At 48.3% G+C, this 13379-nt stretch carries 11 protein-coding genes; 8 read left to right on the plus strand and 3 right to left on the minus strand.

The window, feature by feature from the left end; all coding sequences use genetic code 11:
• Positions 1-86: 86 nt before the first annotated feature.
• Positions 87-1037 (plus strand): primosomal protein DnaI, encoded by a 951-nt coding sequence (gene dnaI, locus DFQ00_RS15450; protein WP_110897380.1) that lies wholly within the window; start codon positions 87-89, stop codon positions 1035-1037.
• Between the two features lie 103 nt (positions 1038-1140).
• Here dnaI and DFQ00_RS15455 read toward each other — a convergent pair whose 3' ends face one another.
• Complete coding sequence (locus DFQ00_RS15455) at positions 1141-1296, minus strand: YqzM family protein (protein ID WP_110897381.1); 156 nt, start codon at positions 1294-1296, stop codon at positions 1141-1143.
• A gap of 266 nt (positions 1297-1562) precedes the next feature.
• On the opposite strand from DFQ00_RS15455, the gene trxA reads away from it, so the two are divergent.
• Entirely contained in the window at positions 1563-1880 is a 318-nt protein-coding gene (trxA, locus tag DFQ00_RS15460) for a thioredoxin (RefSeq protein ID WP_110897382.1), read from the plus strand.
• A gap of 315 nt (positions 1881-2195) precedes the next feature.
• Positions 2196-4301 (plus strand): excinuclease ABC subunit UvrC, encoded by a 2106-nt coding sequence (gene uvrC / locus DFQ00_RS15465; RefSeq protein WP_110897383.1) that lies wholly within the window; start codon positions 2196-2198, stop codon positions 4299-4301.
• On the opposite strand, the gene DFQ00_RS15470 is transcribed toward uvrC, so the two are convergent.
• Positions 4270-5967: a CPBP family intramembrane glutamic endopeptidase gene (locus DFQ00_RS15470; RefSeq protein ID WP_110897384.1), complete on the minus strand. Its 1698-nt coding sequence runs from the start codon at positions 5965-5967 to the stop codon at positions 4270-4272. The two genes, uvrC and DFQ00_RS15470, sit on opposite strands and share 32 nt — an antisense overlap.
• 463 nt (positions 5968-6430) lie before the next feature.
• Between DFQ00_RS15470 and DFQ00_RS15475 the strand changes: the two genes are divergently transcribed.
• Together DFQ00_RS15475 and DFQ00_RS15480 are read left to right on the plus strand one after the other, a co-directional pair.
• The gene (locus tag DFQ00_RS15475) at positions 6431-7750 is read left to right on the plus strand and encodes a TrkH family potassium uptake protein (protein ID WP_425271030.1); all 1320 of its coding nucleotides are present in this window, start codon (positions 6431-6433) and stop codon (positions 7748-7750) included.
• Between the two features lie 49 nt (positions 7751-7799).
• The gene (locus DFQ00_RS15480) at positions 7800-8471 is read left to right on the plus strand and encodes a potassium channel family protein (protein WP_110897386.1); all 672 of its coding nucleotides are present in this window, start codon (positions 7800-7802) and stop codon (positions 8469-8471) included.
• Between the two features lie 45 nt (positions 8472-8516).
• Here the strand turns inward: DFQ00_RS15480 and DFQ00_RS15485 are convergent, their stop codons facing one another.
• Positions 8517-9440 (minus strand): LysR family transcriptional regulator, encoded by a 924-nt coding sequence (locus DFQ00_RS15485; protein WP_110897387.1) that lies wholly within the window; start codon positions 9438-9440, stop codon positions 8517-8519.
• 328 nt (positions 9441-9768) lie between these two features.
• Here DFQ00_RS15485 and DFQ00_RS15490 point away from each other — a divergent pair, with 328 nt between their 5' ends.
• The 3 genes from DFQ00_RS15490 to sdhB all read left to right on the plus strand — a co-directional run bounded on the left by DFQ00_RS15490 (position 9769) and on the right by sdhB (position 13361).
• Complete coding sequence (locus tag DFQ00_RS15490) at positions 9769-10437, plus strand: succinate dehydrogenase cytochrome b558 subunit (RefSeq protein WP_110897388.1); 669 nt, start codon at positions 9769-9771, stop codon at positions 10435-10437.
• Between the two features lie 92 nt (positions 10438-10529).
• Positions 10530-12272 (plus strand): succinate dehydrogenase flavoprotein subunit, encoded by a 1743-nt coding sequence (gene sdhA, locus DFQ00_RS15495; protein WP_110897389.1) that lies wholly within the window; start codon positions 10530-10532, stop codon positions 12270-12272.
• Between the two features lie 324 nt (positions 12273-12596).
• Positions 12597-13361, plus strand: a complete 765-nt coding sequence (sdhB, locus tag DFQ00_RS15500; RefSeq protein ID WP_110897390.1) for a succinate dehydrogenase iron-sulfur subunit — start codon at positions 12597-12599, stop codon at positions 13359-13361.
• The last annotated feature ends 18 nt before the right edge of the window (positions 13362-13379 follow it).

Raw genomic sequence — 13379 nt, forward strand, 5'->3', positions numbered from 1 at the left:
TTTAATTTTACAGCTGTATCAGTTGAGTTATTGGTGGCTTTTCTATAGAATGAACAGTATTAAACCACCAAAGGGGGCTTGAAGCCATGGAATCCTTGGGAGGACTGCTTCAGCAGCTGAACCCTTCCTTTCGTGAGCAGTCGCGGCGAATAATGGCGGATTTGCTGGAGGACCCGTATGTGCGCGAGTTCCGCGCAGGTCATCCCGAACTGAAAGATGCACAGCTCATGCCTGATCTGAGCAAGCTTTATCAGTATGCCAAAGATTCGAAGAACTGCGCGAATTGTCCTGGATTGGACAACTGTCCCAACGATTTTCAGGGTCATTTTTGCAAACTGGAAGTAGAGAACTTCAACGGTAAACCCGAAATTATAGATATCAAGGCACCTTGCTCCAAGCAGATTGCCCGTCAGAACGAGCATATGATCAAGCAGCGGATTCGCAGCTTCTATGTGGACGAACGCGCGTTAAGTGCGGGATATAATGATGTGGAGATTATGGGTAAGGATCGCCTGCGTGCACCAGCGGTGAACCGTGTGCTGCGTTACATCAGTGAAACGAAGGCGAATGGACTTTCAACGCAGGGGCTATATCTGGAAGGCTCTTTTGGAACCGGCAAAACGTTTCTGATGTGTTACCTGCTGCACGAGCTCGCGGTTGCGGGACATACGGGTGTCATCATCTATATGCCTGATTTTGTCGAGGATTTGAAGTCCATGATCAGCGAGGGACAGAAGCTGAAGGAAATGACGGATATTCTGAAAAGCTGTGATCTGCTCATCTTTGATGATATCGGTGCCGAGAACCTCAATCCGTGGGTGCGGGATCATGTTATGGGCTCCATTCTGAACTACAGAATGAATCGCAAGCCAACCTTTTACACGTCCAACTACAATCTGGAGGGGCTTGAGAAACATCTGAGCTTCACCAATCGGGATGGGGAGGAAACGAATAAAGGTCAGCGACTGATGGACCGGATTCGTCCATTTGTAGATGTTATTCAGGTGCGGGGCGAGAACCAGCGAGGCAAAGGCTGAGCGGGTTGGACAAAAATAGCTGTGCACTCAAAAAAGCCTGGCTTTCGCTATATGCGAAAACCGGGCTTTTCTGCTTTCGGTTGCCTGAATTGCGCTGTACATCCTATTCGGTCAGAAATTTGAAAATGACCATACCAAAGAAGATGACAGTCATCAGACCACCCATGCCGACAACGCCCATAATCAGATCGAATAGATCGTTGCGGGGCTCCTCGTTCACATGCTCACGTGGGTCGGTCATCCGAATATTAGCGTCCATCGTATTGCCTCCTTATGAGGATTGACAGCTTGGCCCTGTAAACAGGACTGCAACCCGGAGTAATTTTAGTATACTTGGAAAAGAAAGCGTTTGTAAAGATTTTGAAAAAGGCGTGTTACACCTGTAATTGTGAAGATTTCATGTTGGGAAGATGAACATTAGTCGTTCATTTCACAAGTTTAACGCACATGTGTTATACTGGAAGTGTCGTTCACGACGTTACAGGTTAAAATAAAACCGTAAGTATATATAAGGAGGACAATTTCATGGCTATTGTTAATGTATCCGATCAATCCTTTAACACGGAAGTCGAAGGAGAAGGAACGGTTCTGGTTGATTTCTGGGCGCCTTGGTGTGGTCCTTGCAAAATGCTCGCACCTATTCTGGAAGAGCTGTCTGCAGAAGTTGGTGATTCCGTTAAAATTGCGAAAGTCAACGTAGATGAAAATCCGGAATCTGCTTCCCGCTTCGGCGTAATGAGCATTCCAACGTTGATCTTCTTCAAAGATGGTCAACCAGTAGATAAAGTGGTTGGTCTGAACTCGAAGGATGCGCTCAAAGGCATTATCGAAAAACATCAATAAACATTAATCAGTTATCAACAAGCACCCATCAGGTGTAGGCTGACACATCGCCTCCGGTTTACAATACCGGGGGCGTTTTGCGTCGAATAGCAGTATGCAGGACAATATAAGTAATGTAGTATGATATAAAATTATACAAATGATTATGAAATGAAACTGGAAATTTACATGATTAACGGAGAGGACAGAAAGGAGCTGGAGAAGCGGAGCTAAAAGCTTTCTGAAAGGAAGCTATATCGGAAGCTCATTCTGTCATCGGAGTGGAACATGTAAGGTGAAGGCTTCATTTTTTCGGAAGGGAGGACCCACCGAATTATGGACCCATATATGCAGAGGTTAGAAGAGCAGGAGCAGGCATTGGAGCAGATTCGTCACAAGCTCGCACTGCTGCCGGATATGCCGGGCTGTTACCTGATGAAGAACAGCGAAGGTACGATCATTTACGTTGGTAAAGCTAAAGTGCTCAAAAACCGTGTACGCTCTTATTTTATTGGCAGCCATAACGGAAAAACGCAGCGCCTTGTTTCCGAAATTCGTGATTTCGAGTACATCGTGACAGGCAGCAATATGGAAGCACTCATTCTGGAATGCAACCTGATCAAGAAGCATATGCCGCGTTATAACGTGCTGCTCAAAGACGACAAGACCTTTCCCTATCTCAAAATCACAAATGAAAAGCATCCGCGGCTCGAAGTCACCCGCCGTGTGCTGAAAGATAAAGCCAAATACTTCGGTCCTTACCCCAATTCGTATGCGGCACATCAAACAAAAAAATTGCTCGACCGCATGTATCCGCTGCGCAAATGTGGTGTGATGCCGAAGGAAGTTTGCCTGTATTACCACATGGGCCAGTGTCTGGCTCCTTGCGTGAAGGAGATTGGCAAAGAGCAGTATGATGAGATCTCACAGGAGATCGGATCATTCCTGAGCGGCGGACATGAAGAGATCAAAAAGGATTTGCAGCGTAAAATGCAGGAGGCTGCCGAAGATTTGTACTTCGAACGTGCCAAAGAGCTGCGTGATCAGGTAATTGCGATTGATGCAATTATGGAAAAACAGAAAATTACAATGGCGGATGCCAGAGACCGCGACGTCTTTGGATTTGCAATTGATAAGGGCTGGATGTGTGTCCAGATTCTATATATGCGTCAGGGAAAAATGATTGAACGTCACGTATCCACCTTCCCGTTTTACGGTGAAGCCTACAGCGATTTCATGTCCTATGTTACACAGTATTATAGTGACAACCCGGCCTTGCCGCAGGAGATTTTGCTGCCAGAGATGCCGAAGGAGCTTCTCATTGGCGAGCATGTTACCGATGAGGCACATTTGCACGATATTCATGAACCTGAGCATGGGCAGGCTGCGGTAACAACCGAATCCACGCAGGAGGAAGAGCCGTTAGAAGCCGATCCTGCAGTGGTGATTGAGCCGCTCGTTGCCGAAACTCGGGCGGCCTACGAGGCGAGTACGGCAGAGGCAGCAAAGAGTGATGCTGCCGATGAGCGGCATACCGAAGCCGAAACCGAAGCCGCTAATGCCAAGCTGCCATCCGAGCAGGAGGACCCGTCCCAGATGGCGGCTGCCCTTCAGGAATGGCTGGAGATTAAGGTGTACATTCCGCAGCGCGGGTTGAAACGCCAGATGATTACGATGGCGCTCGACAATGCGCGAGTTGCGCTTGAAGAGAAATTCCGTCTGATTGAGCGCAACGAGGAGCGTACCTCGAAAGCATCCGAAGGTTTGGGACGCTGGATCGGTCTGGAGCAGCTACGCCGAATTGAAGCATTTGATAACTCGAACATTCAGGGAACCAACCCGGTGTCGGCCATGATTGTATTTACGGATGGCAAGCCGGACAAGAAGGAATATCGTAAGTATAAAGTGCGTTCTGTTGAAGGCCCGGATGATTATGAAACGATGAGGGAAGTCATTCGCCGCCGCTATGAGCGGGTGCTCAAGGAGAACCTGACCCAGCCTGATCTCATTGTGGTCGATGGGGGTAAAGGGCAAATTTCGGCCGCAGTGGATGTGCTTGAAAACGAGCTGGGATTGTTTATTCCAGTCTGCGGATTGGTGAAGGATGCCAAACACAAAACGTCTCAGCTGATGATTGGCAACCCACCAGAGGTTATCGCCTTGCCTCGGGATAGCCAGGAGTTCTATCTGCTGCAGCGGATTCAGGAGGAGGTTCACCGGTTTGCCATTTCGTTTCACCGCGAGCAGCGTGGCAAATCTATGGTTACGTCCAGGCTGGATGCCATTCCAGGCATTGGAGAGAAGCGGCGTAAGTTGCTGCTGAAGCACTTTGGCTCGTTACGCAAAATTAAAGAGGCCAGCGTCGAAGACTTCCGGCCTCTATCTATTGGTGACAAGCTGGCAAATCAGATTATTGCAGCACTTCGTGATGAGGAGTCGTAACATACGGCTTCTCTTTTTGTTTGGGATTGAAACGATAGATCACATATCCTACGATGGCTGGAAGTATGATCCAGAAGAGGCCAGCACCCATGTTTAGTGCATCTCCCATGAAAATCAGGCTAAGTCCCATCAACAGACTATCGAAGATAACGTGAGCGAACACAACTGCAATGAACCCGTGACGCAGCATAATCAGGCTGAACAGCAAGCCGATAACGGTCAGCTCGATCGGGCGTGTCATGACAGGGTAGATCGGGTACAGCGTATGTCCCAGTGCCCATATAATCGTAGGAATCAAGCAGGCGATAAACGTGTTGCGCACCACCTTTTGCATCATACGTATTCCGAACAAGCGATATACCGCCTCTTCACCGATACCGGCCATCCAGGCCATAATCGGGAAAATCCAGGCATACGTCATGTTATAGGTCGATTGATCGGCCGATGTTGTGGACCACGTGCCTATGCTTCGCTCCAGAATAAAGAACAGCACCGATTGTACACCCAGTAGAATGAAAGCCCACAGATACCCGGTATACATGCTATGGAGCACATATTTGCCATAACCCTGCTCTTTGGCGCGTGGCCACGGATTTAAGCCGATTTTACGCCACATACCATCCCCTGCCACAAGGGACATATAGATGGTAGCACTCATTACGATTGTAACCCCTGTTTGAATGAGCAGGAGGAATGCCAGCATGAAATTGGAAAGTCCCTGTGCCTGAAGCAGCGGCAGCATGTTCAGTGTACCGATCACTGAAGCTGCGAAGTACACCAGTGACAGCACGATCCCTCGTTTGAACGAGGTGTTCGCACGAGCCAGAATGCTGTAGATGATGGCAAGCACCCCGAGCACAAACGTCAGAAATGCGTAACCACCATAGGTTAACCAGTTCGCCAGTTTGGTCTGGTCCTTCACATAACTCGTATGTGTCTTCGGCACCGAGAATCCGGGATCGAAGGAACGCACGGCACCATTTTCAAATGTAAATTTCAGCTCCAGCCTGGAATCTCCGATGGTTTTAGTCGTATCTGTGTACTTCAGACCGGGTTCACCATCGCGTGTATCCAGCTGAAGCGCGGGCACATTATAACCGAAATCTTTCAGGATTCCAGCGGCTAACGTTTCCTTCTCGTTCAAAGGCATATGGCCTTCTGCCGCCGATTCAGAGGTGCTCGGTAGGCCCTGCTCTTGTTGGGATTCAACGGCTGTATACAGGGAGGAAGGCAGCACATGCTTGAATGCGACAACCTTACCTGTTTTCATATGTACGTCAACGTTAAGGTACCCGCCTTTGTCCTGATCCGGCAGGCGCACGCGATACACATCATAAGGATATTCTTTTTCCCACTGCTTGTTGTAGGTGTCGAGCTGCTTGGTTTTCGCCATGTATCCATATATATCAGAATGGGTCTGATAGGTTACAAGAGGTTTATTGGCGTTGCTTGGGAGCGTATAGTCATCCACCGAAGCTGCGAATGATCGTGCCGACTGCACTGCTTGCTCCTTACTGATGTAGGCTGTAGATGATATTTCTGTCGTTTGGGATGAAGTTGCAGGAAAGATCTGAAAGACAAAAAATAAAATCAGGCCAATCACCGCAAGCAACCCCAAACGCATAAAGTTAGCCTTAGACTGCAAAGGCTGCCCTAAGGGATTCATAAAAGCAAGTTCCTCCTTTATCCAATTCCATATTAATGTAAAGATAGCACAGGGGACGTGCTCAATGCCAATGACGTAACGAAAACGGGTGCAAAACTTTGAAAATGAATGAAAATGATCGAAACACTTTGATTCAGCTGTCCCGATATGCATGTTTTTGCCGTTTTGGTCAAATTCGATGTTATTTACACAAAAATCGTTTTGTCTGCATGGACCGTAGCGCGTATAATTTTGAAGCAATATGGAATCATTCGCATGTCTCGGGTCAAACAAGGGAACGAATAGAACAATACAGAATGAATTGTATCATCTGGAACGAACGGGATATACAGATGATATGTACCAATTCAAATGATATGTTGCTCGTTTATCATTCATACATGTGCTTCAGCGAATGGAGTTCTATTTATTTTTCATTTAAGCAGAGGTGGTTGATACTGAAGTGAAAGCGAATATTCAATGGATGCGATTATCACCGCCCCGTATACTGGTGTTGGGGTTTGCCAGCATTATTATCCTTGGCACGTTGTTGCTAATGTTGCCGGCCTCCAGTCGCAACGGGGAAAGCCTGGCATTTATAGATGCGCTCTTTACGGCAACATCAGCTGTTTGTGTGACAGGACTGGTCGTTGTTGATACAGGAACCTATTTTTCAGTGCTGGGCCAGGTAATCATTGCTGTGCTGATTCAGATTGGCGGTCTCGGCTTCATGACGATGTCTACACTGGTGGCGATTGCATTCAAACGGAAAATATCACTCAAAGAGCGGTTGATTTTGCAGGAGGCGATGAATCAGAGCACGATGGAGGGCATTGTGCGCCTGATCCGCAAGGTCGTCATCTACTCGCTAATACTGGAGGCGATCTGTGGCACCTTGTTTGCTCTGCGCTGGTCGTTTGATATGCCGCTTGGTCGGGCGATTTATTATGGATACTGGCATGCCATCTCAATGTTTAACAATGCTGGGTTCGACATGTTTGGTGATTTTCGCAGTCTGACCGGGTATGTCTATGATCCATTTGTTAATTTTACTGCTATGTTTCTGATTGTTTCCGGGGGCATTGGCTTTGTGGTGCTGTCTGATCTGGTGGATTATCGTAGAACAAAAAAGCTGTCGCTGCATTCCAAAGTGGTTCTGCTGATGACAACTGTGTTGATCGTGTTTGGAGCGCTGGTTATCTTCGTATTTGAATTCAGCAATCCGCGAACATTGGGCGGTTTGAACTGGGGCGGGAAAATACTCGGCTCGTTCTTCCAGTCAGTAACACCGCGCACCGCCGGAGCCAATACGGTGGACATTGCCGGTTTGCGACAGGCCACGCAATTTTTCATGATTATTCTGATGTTTATCGGTGCGTCTCCGGGATCAACCGGGGGAGGCATCAAAACAACTACATTTCTGATTATGGCCGGGGCCGTCATTGCCATGATGCGCGGACGGGAAGACATCGTGTTTTTTCGATATCGACTTGTACAGGAACGTATCTTCAAGGCCCTCACCATTACATTACTGGCACTGTTATTTATCATCACGGTCACGATGGTGCTAAGCACAACAGAGGATAGTAACTTTTTGATGATTTTATTTGAGACGACATCCGCTTTCGGTACTGTAGGACTTTCTCTCGGGCTGACCCTGAAGCTGACGACCTTTGGCAAACTGATGATCTGTTTTACGATGTTTGCAGGACGGCTTGGACCGATAACGCTGGCGTATGCACTGGGGCAGAAAAACAAAAAAGAACTGTACAGGTATCCAGAAGGCAAGATGATTATAGGTTAATGCTTATATTGGTTGATGATTATTTGGATAGAGGGGTTCGTGAAGAGCAATGAAAAAACAGCAGTTTGCGGTGATCGGGCTTGGGCGCTTTGGCTCCAGTCTGGCGCAGGAGTTAATGGAACTCGGTTACGAGGTGCTTGGTATTGATAAAAATGAAGAGCTTGTCGAAGACATGAGTGATCTGCTCACTCACACTGTCGTGGCAGATGCCACCGATGAAGAAGTGCTGCGCTCGCTGGGTATTCGCAATTTCGACTGCGGCATCGTTGCCATTGGCGACGATATCCAGACGAGTATCCTGACCGCCATCCTGCTCAAAGAGCTGGGTGTCAAAACGGTGGTAGCCAAAGCCATCTCTGTTCTTCACGGACGCGCCCTCGACAAGCTGGGCATCGACCGCGTTGTATACCCTGAACGGGATATGGGTATCCGTGTCGCTCATCAGCTGGTGACACCCAACCTGCTGGATTACATCGAATTATCCAATGATTACAGCATTGTGGAGATGAAGGTGCCAGCGTGTCTGCACAATAAAACACTCTCCACCCTCAATGCCCGCGTACGCTTTAACTGCAGCATTGTAGCTCTGCAAAAGGAGGCTGGCGTTATCATTGCCCCAACAGCGATGGATTCATTGCAAATGGGGGATATAATGGTCATCATTGGTAATAATGATGACATCGACCGGTTTGAGCAGGAGGTTATCAGCGAGGAGAGCTGACCTGACAGGGGGATCTATTATCCCCCATGCAATCTCCTTGCAACATCAAGGCGCTGTTGTTCTCCGTGAGGGCAATGGCGCCTTTGTGGTAAAAAATGCAGCGGTCTCCCGGACCCATTGTCTGGAGGTTTCGCTGAGGTCTTCTTTTTCCCCGTAAATCATGCAGGTTGTTCTTCGGGTCTGCTTGAGCTGCGGCAAATGCACAGTAGCCAGATCATTGTCAGCCAGAAGCTGCGGACGAAGATAGGATTTGGGCAGCAGGGCAGCGGCTTTACAGGTGGGGAGCAGGCGGATAATCGCCTCAAAGGAGTCGATCTCCATGCGAATGTCAGGCATAACGGTACAGCGCTGAAACAGGTCATCTGTCAGCTTGCGGTACCATGTCCCTTTGGAGAACGTAATCATCGGCAGATCCTGCAGGTGCTCCATGCCGGCCTCTTTGCCTGCCAGTGGGTGTGTCAGCGGCACGACCAGCTCCAGATGATCATCAAACAGTGGCACACAGTTAAGTCCTGCTTCACTGATGGAGGAGGCGACGATGCCAACATCGGCTTTTTTATCACGTACAAAAGAAACAATCTCATGCGTTTTGCCTGTCAGCAGCTTCAATTCTGCATGGGGATGCTTCTCCATAAAAGCGTTCACCAGCGGAGGCAAAGTGGTCTGAAGTGTCGTGAGGCTGGCGCCAAGTGTAATAATGCTCTGTTCTTCATCTTTATATTGAGACAGCATGGTGAGAAATTTCTGCTGTTGCTGCTTCTGCTCGACGGCAAAGGTGTATGCGACCTGACCTACGCTCGTTAATTCCAGCCGTTTGCCCCGGCGGTGAAAGAGGGACACCCCCAGTTCATCCTCCAGTTTGGAGATTTTACGGGATAGTGCGGGCTGTGACAAATTTAGCAACTTGGAAGCGCGGTTCAGACTGGACTGCTCCACAACCGTTGCAAATGCATTTAATTCTTCGAACATGAACACAAACCTCTCTTCTTTGTGGGTGTGATCCTTGCCCTTGATTATTTTGTCAGCGTAATGTATGGCCCTAACACTTGTAGTTTTAAAATTGTAAGGCCTGTAAGTCGGTTGTTTACAGCTTATAACTATAGGTTATAACATTTAATAATTATATTGCAATTCCCTTATAAGAAAAAAAGGAGTAACATGAATTGTGACACAAGTTGTTCACACCTGATCAAATCGGAACAATTTGTCGAATTTTCCTATGCAGGAAGGATTCGTGTCATAATAAGTGAATGGTTTTATGAAAACGTTGTATTTAGCGAAAGGGGATCGACATTTTATGAAAGGGTTTTACTCCAGAAAGCTGCACTCCTTGCTTGGCGTCATTCCGCTCAGTTTGTTTTTTCTTGAGCATCTGGTGACGAACTTCTCGGCAGTTGAAGGCGGCAAAGAAGCTTTTAACGGTGCGGTTGCCTTCCTGAACAGTCTGCCGCTCGTCATCGTTTTGGAAACGTTTCTGATCTGGCTGCCGCTGTTTTATCACGGTGTATATGGTCTGTACATTGCTTATCAGGCCAAGCCTAACGTGGGTCGTTACGGCAATGAGCGCAACTGGCGCTACACGCTGCAGCGCATCAGTGGTGTGATCACATTTGTGTTTGTGATCTGGCACGTATGGGAGACACGTGTGCAAGTAGCTCTCGGTAATGTCACGCACGAACAGCTTGGCGGTGTGATCCATGACATCGTGATGAATCCGGTAACGTTTATTTTATATCTGATCAGTGTTGTAGCGGCATCGTATCACTTTGCCAACGGACTCTGGTCGTTCCTCGTTAGCTGGGGAATCACAGTCGGACCTCGTGCACAGCGTGTATCCTCGTATGTGTGCATGAGCTTGTTCGCTATTATTTCTATCATGTTTATCGCATCCTTGTTTGCTTTTCGGAACGTAGATTTCCAGACAGCTACCTCCATGATTGATGCGGTAAAATCAGTTCTGGTTTAATCTTGTAGAATCGTGCTGATCTGTATTTTTGTGTGAATAACGTTCTCTGATCTGAATTTTTGAACGACGCTGATTATAAGGAGTGAACAGCAATGGCATCATCGAATGTAATTATTGTGGGCGGCGGTCTCGCAGGCTTGATGGCGGCGATCAAATCGGCTGAAGCCGGAGTCCATGTTCATTTATTTTCATTAGTTCCTGTGAAAAGATCACACTCCGTATGTGCCCAGGGCGGCATCAACGGAGCGGTAAATACCAAAGGGGAGGGAGACTCCCCATGGGTACACTTTGACGATACGGTATACGGCGGTGACTTCCTTGCCAACCAGCCGCCAGTTAAAGCGATGTGTGAAGCAGCACCTGGCATTATTCACTTGATGGACCGGATGGGTGTTATGTTTAACCGAACACCGGAAGGTTTGCTTGATTTCCGTCGTTTCGGGGGTACGAAGCATCACCGTACGGCATTTGCCGGAGCTACTACAGGGCAGCAGCTGCTGTATGCATTGGATGAGCAAGTACGCCGCTGGGAGGCTGCGGGTCTCGTAACCAAATATGAGAACTGGGAGTTCCTGCAAGCCGTTATTGACGACGAAGGCGTGTGCCGTGGTATTGTGGCACAGGATCTGAAAACAATGAAGGTGCAGACGTTCCCGGCCGAAGCCGTTATTCTGGCAAGTGGTGGTCCTGGTATCATTTTCGGTAAAACGACAAACTCCGTTATCAACACAGGTACTGCTGCAAGCGCAGTGTACCAGCAGGGCGTGAATTATGCTAACGGTGAGTTTATTCAGATTCACCCGACAGCGATTCCAGGGGACGACAAGCTGCGTCTCATGTCTGAATCTGCTCGTGGTGAGGGCGGACGGATCTGGACATACAAAGACGGCAAGCCTTGGTACTTCCTTGAGGAGAAATATCCTTCCTACGGTAACCTTGTACCTCGTGATATCGCGACACGTGAAATCTTCAGTGTCTGCGTGGACATGGGACTGGGTGTAAACGGTGAGAACATGGTATATCTTGACCTCTCTCACAAGGATCCGAAGGAGCTTGATGTGAAGCTGGGCGGAATTATCGAAATCTATGAGAAATTCATGGGTGACGATCCACGTAAAATTCCGATGAAAATCTTCCCGGCAGTCCACTATTCCATGGGCGGCATGTGGGTAGACTACAACCAAATGACCAACATTCCGGGGCTGTTCGCAGCTGGCGAATGTGAATATCAATATCATGGTGCCAACCGTTTGGGAGCGAACTCCCTCGTATCCGCGATTTACGGTGGTATGGTGGCTGGACCGAAAGCGGCTGAATATATCAAAGGACTCAAGAAATCGTCCGCAGATATTTCTTCCTCTGTATTCGACGGTTATACGAAGCGTCAAACCGAGAAATATGAAGGTATCCTGAACATGCAAGGTACCGAGAATGCTTATGTGATTCACAAAGAGCTGGGCGAGTGGATGACAGCCAACATGACGGTGGTACGTTACAACGACAAGCTGGAAGCGACCATCGGCAAAATCAAGGAATTGAAAGAGCGTTATGGCAAAATCAACATGTATGACAACTCCGGCTGGAACAACCCTGGCGCGGCGTTCACACGTCAATTGTGGAACATGCTTGAGCTTGCTGAAGCGATGACACTGGGTGCATTGCTGCGGAACGAGAGCCGCGGGGCACATTACAAGCCGGAATTCACGGAACGTAACGATGAGGAGTTCCTCAAAACAACGATCGCAAGCTGGACGAAGGAAGGTCCACAGATCTCTTACGAGCCAGTGGACGTATCTCTGATTCCACCGCGTATCCGTGACTACTCGAAGGACTAATCTGCACGACTCAGCTTAATCATTCCGTATATGAATCGTTAAGCTGCTGATTATATTGACGGCAATCCAGCGTGAATGGATTGCTGTTTCCAGCAAAGCGTAAACCAAGGTGCATGGCACAGCGGAGGAAGCGGAAATGCCCGCAAGAAGCAAAGCGTTCGCGTTTATCATCGAATTTTCACCCTGAAAAGGGTGGATCAAAAAAATTCGAGGATGATGGCGATCAGAAGGGCATTCCGCGACCGAAGCGTGCACCTGAGCACCAACAGCTAAGCTTTGCGCACCAGCACTACAATCATCGTCACCAGAGGAGGGGACAACGATATGGCGGAACAAGCAACAGCAAGTAAAACCGTCAAGTTTATTATCACCCGTCAGGATAGCCCGGAGTCATCTTCGTATACAGAGGAGTTTGAGCTTCCGTATCGTCCGAACATGAACGTGATCAGCGCCCTGATGGAGATTCAGCGGAATCCGGTGAACAAGGATGGCAAGTCCATCGCTCCGGTATGTTGGGAATCCAACTGTCTTGAAGAAGTGTGCGGCGCCTGCTCGATGATTATCAATGGTAAACCGCGTCAAGCGTGTGCAGCTCTGATCGACAAGCTTGAGCAACCGGTTCGAATTGAACCGATGAAAACTTTCCCGGTTGTACGTGACCTGGTCATTGACCGTTCCCGGATGTTTAACGCGTTGAAACGTGTGAAGGCATGGATTCCGATTGATGGCACCTATGACCTCGGTCCGGGACCGCGGATGCCTGAGAAGAAGCGTCAGTGGGCTTACGAGCTGTCCAAGTGTATGACTTGCGGTGTATGTCTCGAAGCTTGTCCTAACGTGAACGAAAAAACGGACTTTATCGGTCCGGCTGCATTATCCCAGGTTCGTCTGTTCAATGCTCACCCTACAGGTGAGATGAATTCGGAGGAACGTTTGGAAGCACTGATGGAAGACGGCGGTATTGAAGGCTGCGGTAACTCGCAGAACTGTGTGCGTTCTTGTCCGAAAGGCATCCCGCTTACAACTTCTATTGCTGAAATGAATAAACAGACAACCAAGCATATGTTCAAACGCTGGTTAGGTGTATAAACAAATCTTACGCTGAAA

This window comes from Paenibacillus barcinonensis, from assembly GCF_003217495.1.
In the GTDB taxonomy this organism is placed as follows: Bacteria; Bacillota; Bacilli; order Paenibacillales; family Paenibacillaceae; genus Paenibacillus; species Paenibacillus barcinonensis.

Excerpts from the sequence above, each read along its gene's own strand:
- dnaI (WP_110897380.1), top strand. The coding sequence starts at position 87 with ATGGAATCCTTGGGAGGACTGCTTCAGCAGCTGAACCCTTCCTTTCGT.
- DFQ00_RS15455 (WP_110897381.1), bottom strand. The coding sequence starts at position 1,296 with ATGGACGCTAATATTCGGATGACCGACCCACGTGAGCATGTGAACGAG.
- trxA (WP_110897382.1), top strand. The coding sequence starts at position 1,563 with ATGGCTATTGTTAATGTATCCGATCAATCCTTTAACACGGAAGTCGAA.
- uvrC (WP_110897383.1), top strand. The coding sequence starts at position 2,196 with ATGGACCCATATATGCAGAGGTTAGAAGAGCAGGAGCAGGCATTGGAG.
- DFQ00_RS15470 (WP_110897384.1), bottom strand. The coding sequence starts at position 5,967 with ATGAATCCCTTAGGGCAGCCTTTGCAGTCTAAGGCTAACTTTATGCGT.
- DFQ00_RS15475 (WP_425271030.1), top strand. The coding sequence starts at position 6,431 with ATGCGATTATCACCGCCCCGTATACTGGTGTTGGGGTTTGCCAGCATT.
- DFQ00_RS15480 (WP_110897386.1), top strand. The coding sequence starts at position 7,800 with ATGAAAAAACAGCAGTTTGCGGTGATCGGGCTTGGGCGCTTTGGCTCC.
- DFQ00_RS15485 (WP_110897387.1), bottom strand. The coding sequence starts at position 9,440 with ATGTTCGAAGAATTAAATGCATTTGCAACGGTTGTGGAGCAGTCCAGT.
- DFQ00_RS15490 (WP_110897388.1), top strand. The coding sequence starts at position 9,769 with ATGAAAGGGTTTTACTCCAGAAAGCTGCACTCCTTGCTTGGCGTCATT.
- sdhA (WP_110897389.1), top strand. The coding sequence starts at position 10,530 with ATGGCATCATCGAATGTAATTATTGTGGGCGGCGGTCTCGCAGGCTTG.
- sdhB (WP_110897390.1), top strand. The coding sequence starts at position 12,597 with ATGGCGGAACAAGCAACAGCAAGTAAAACCGTCAAGTTTATTATCACC.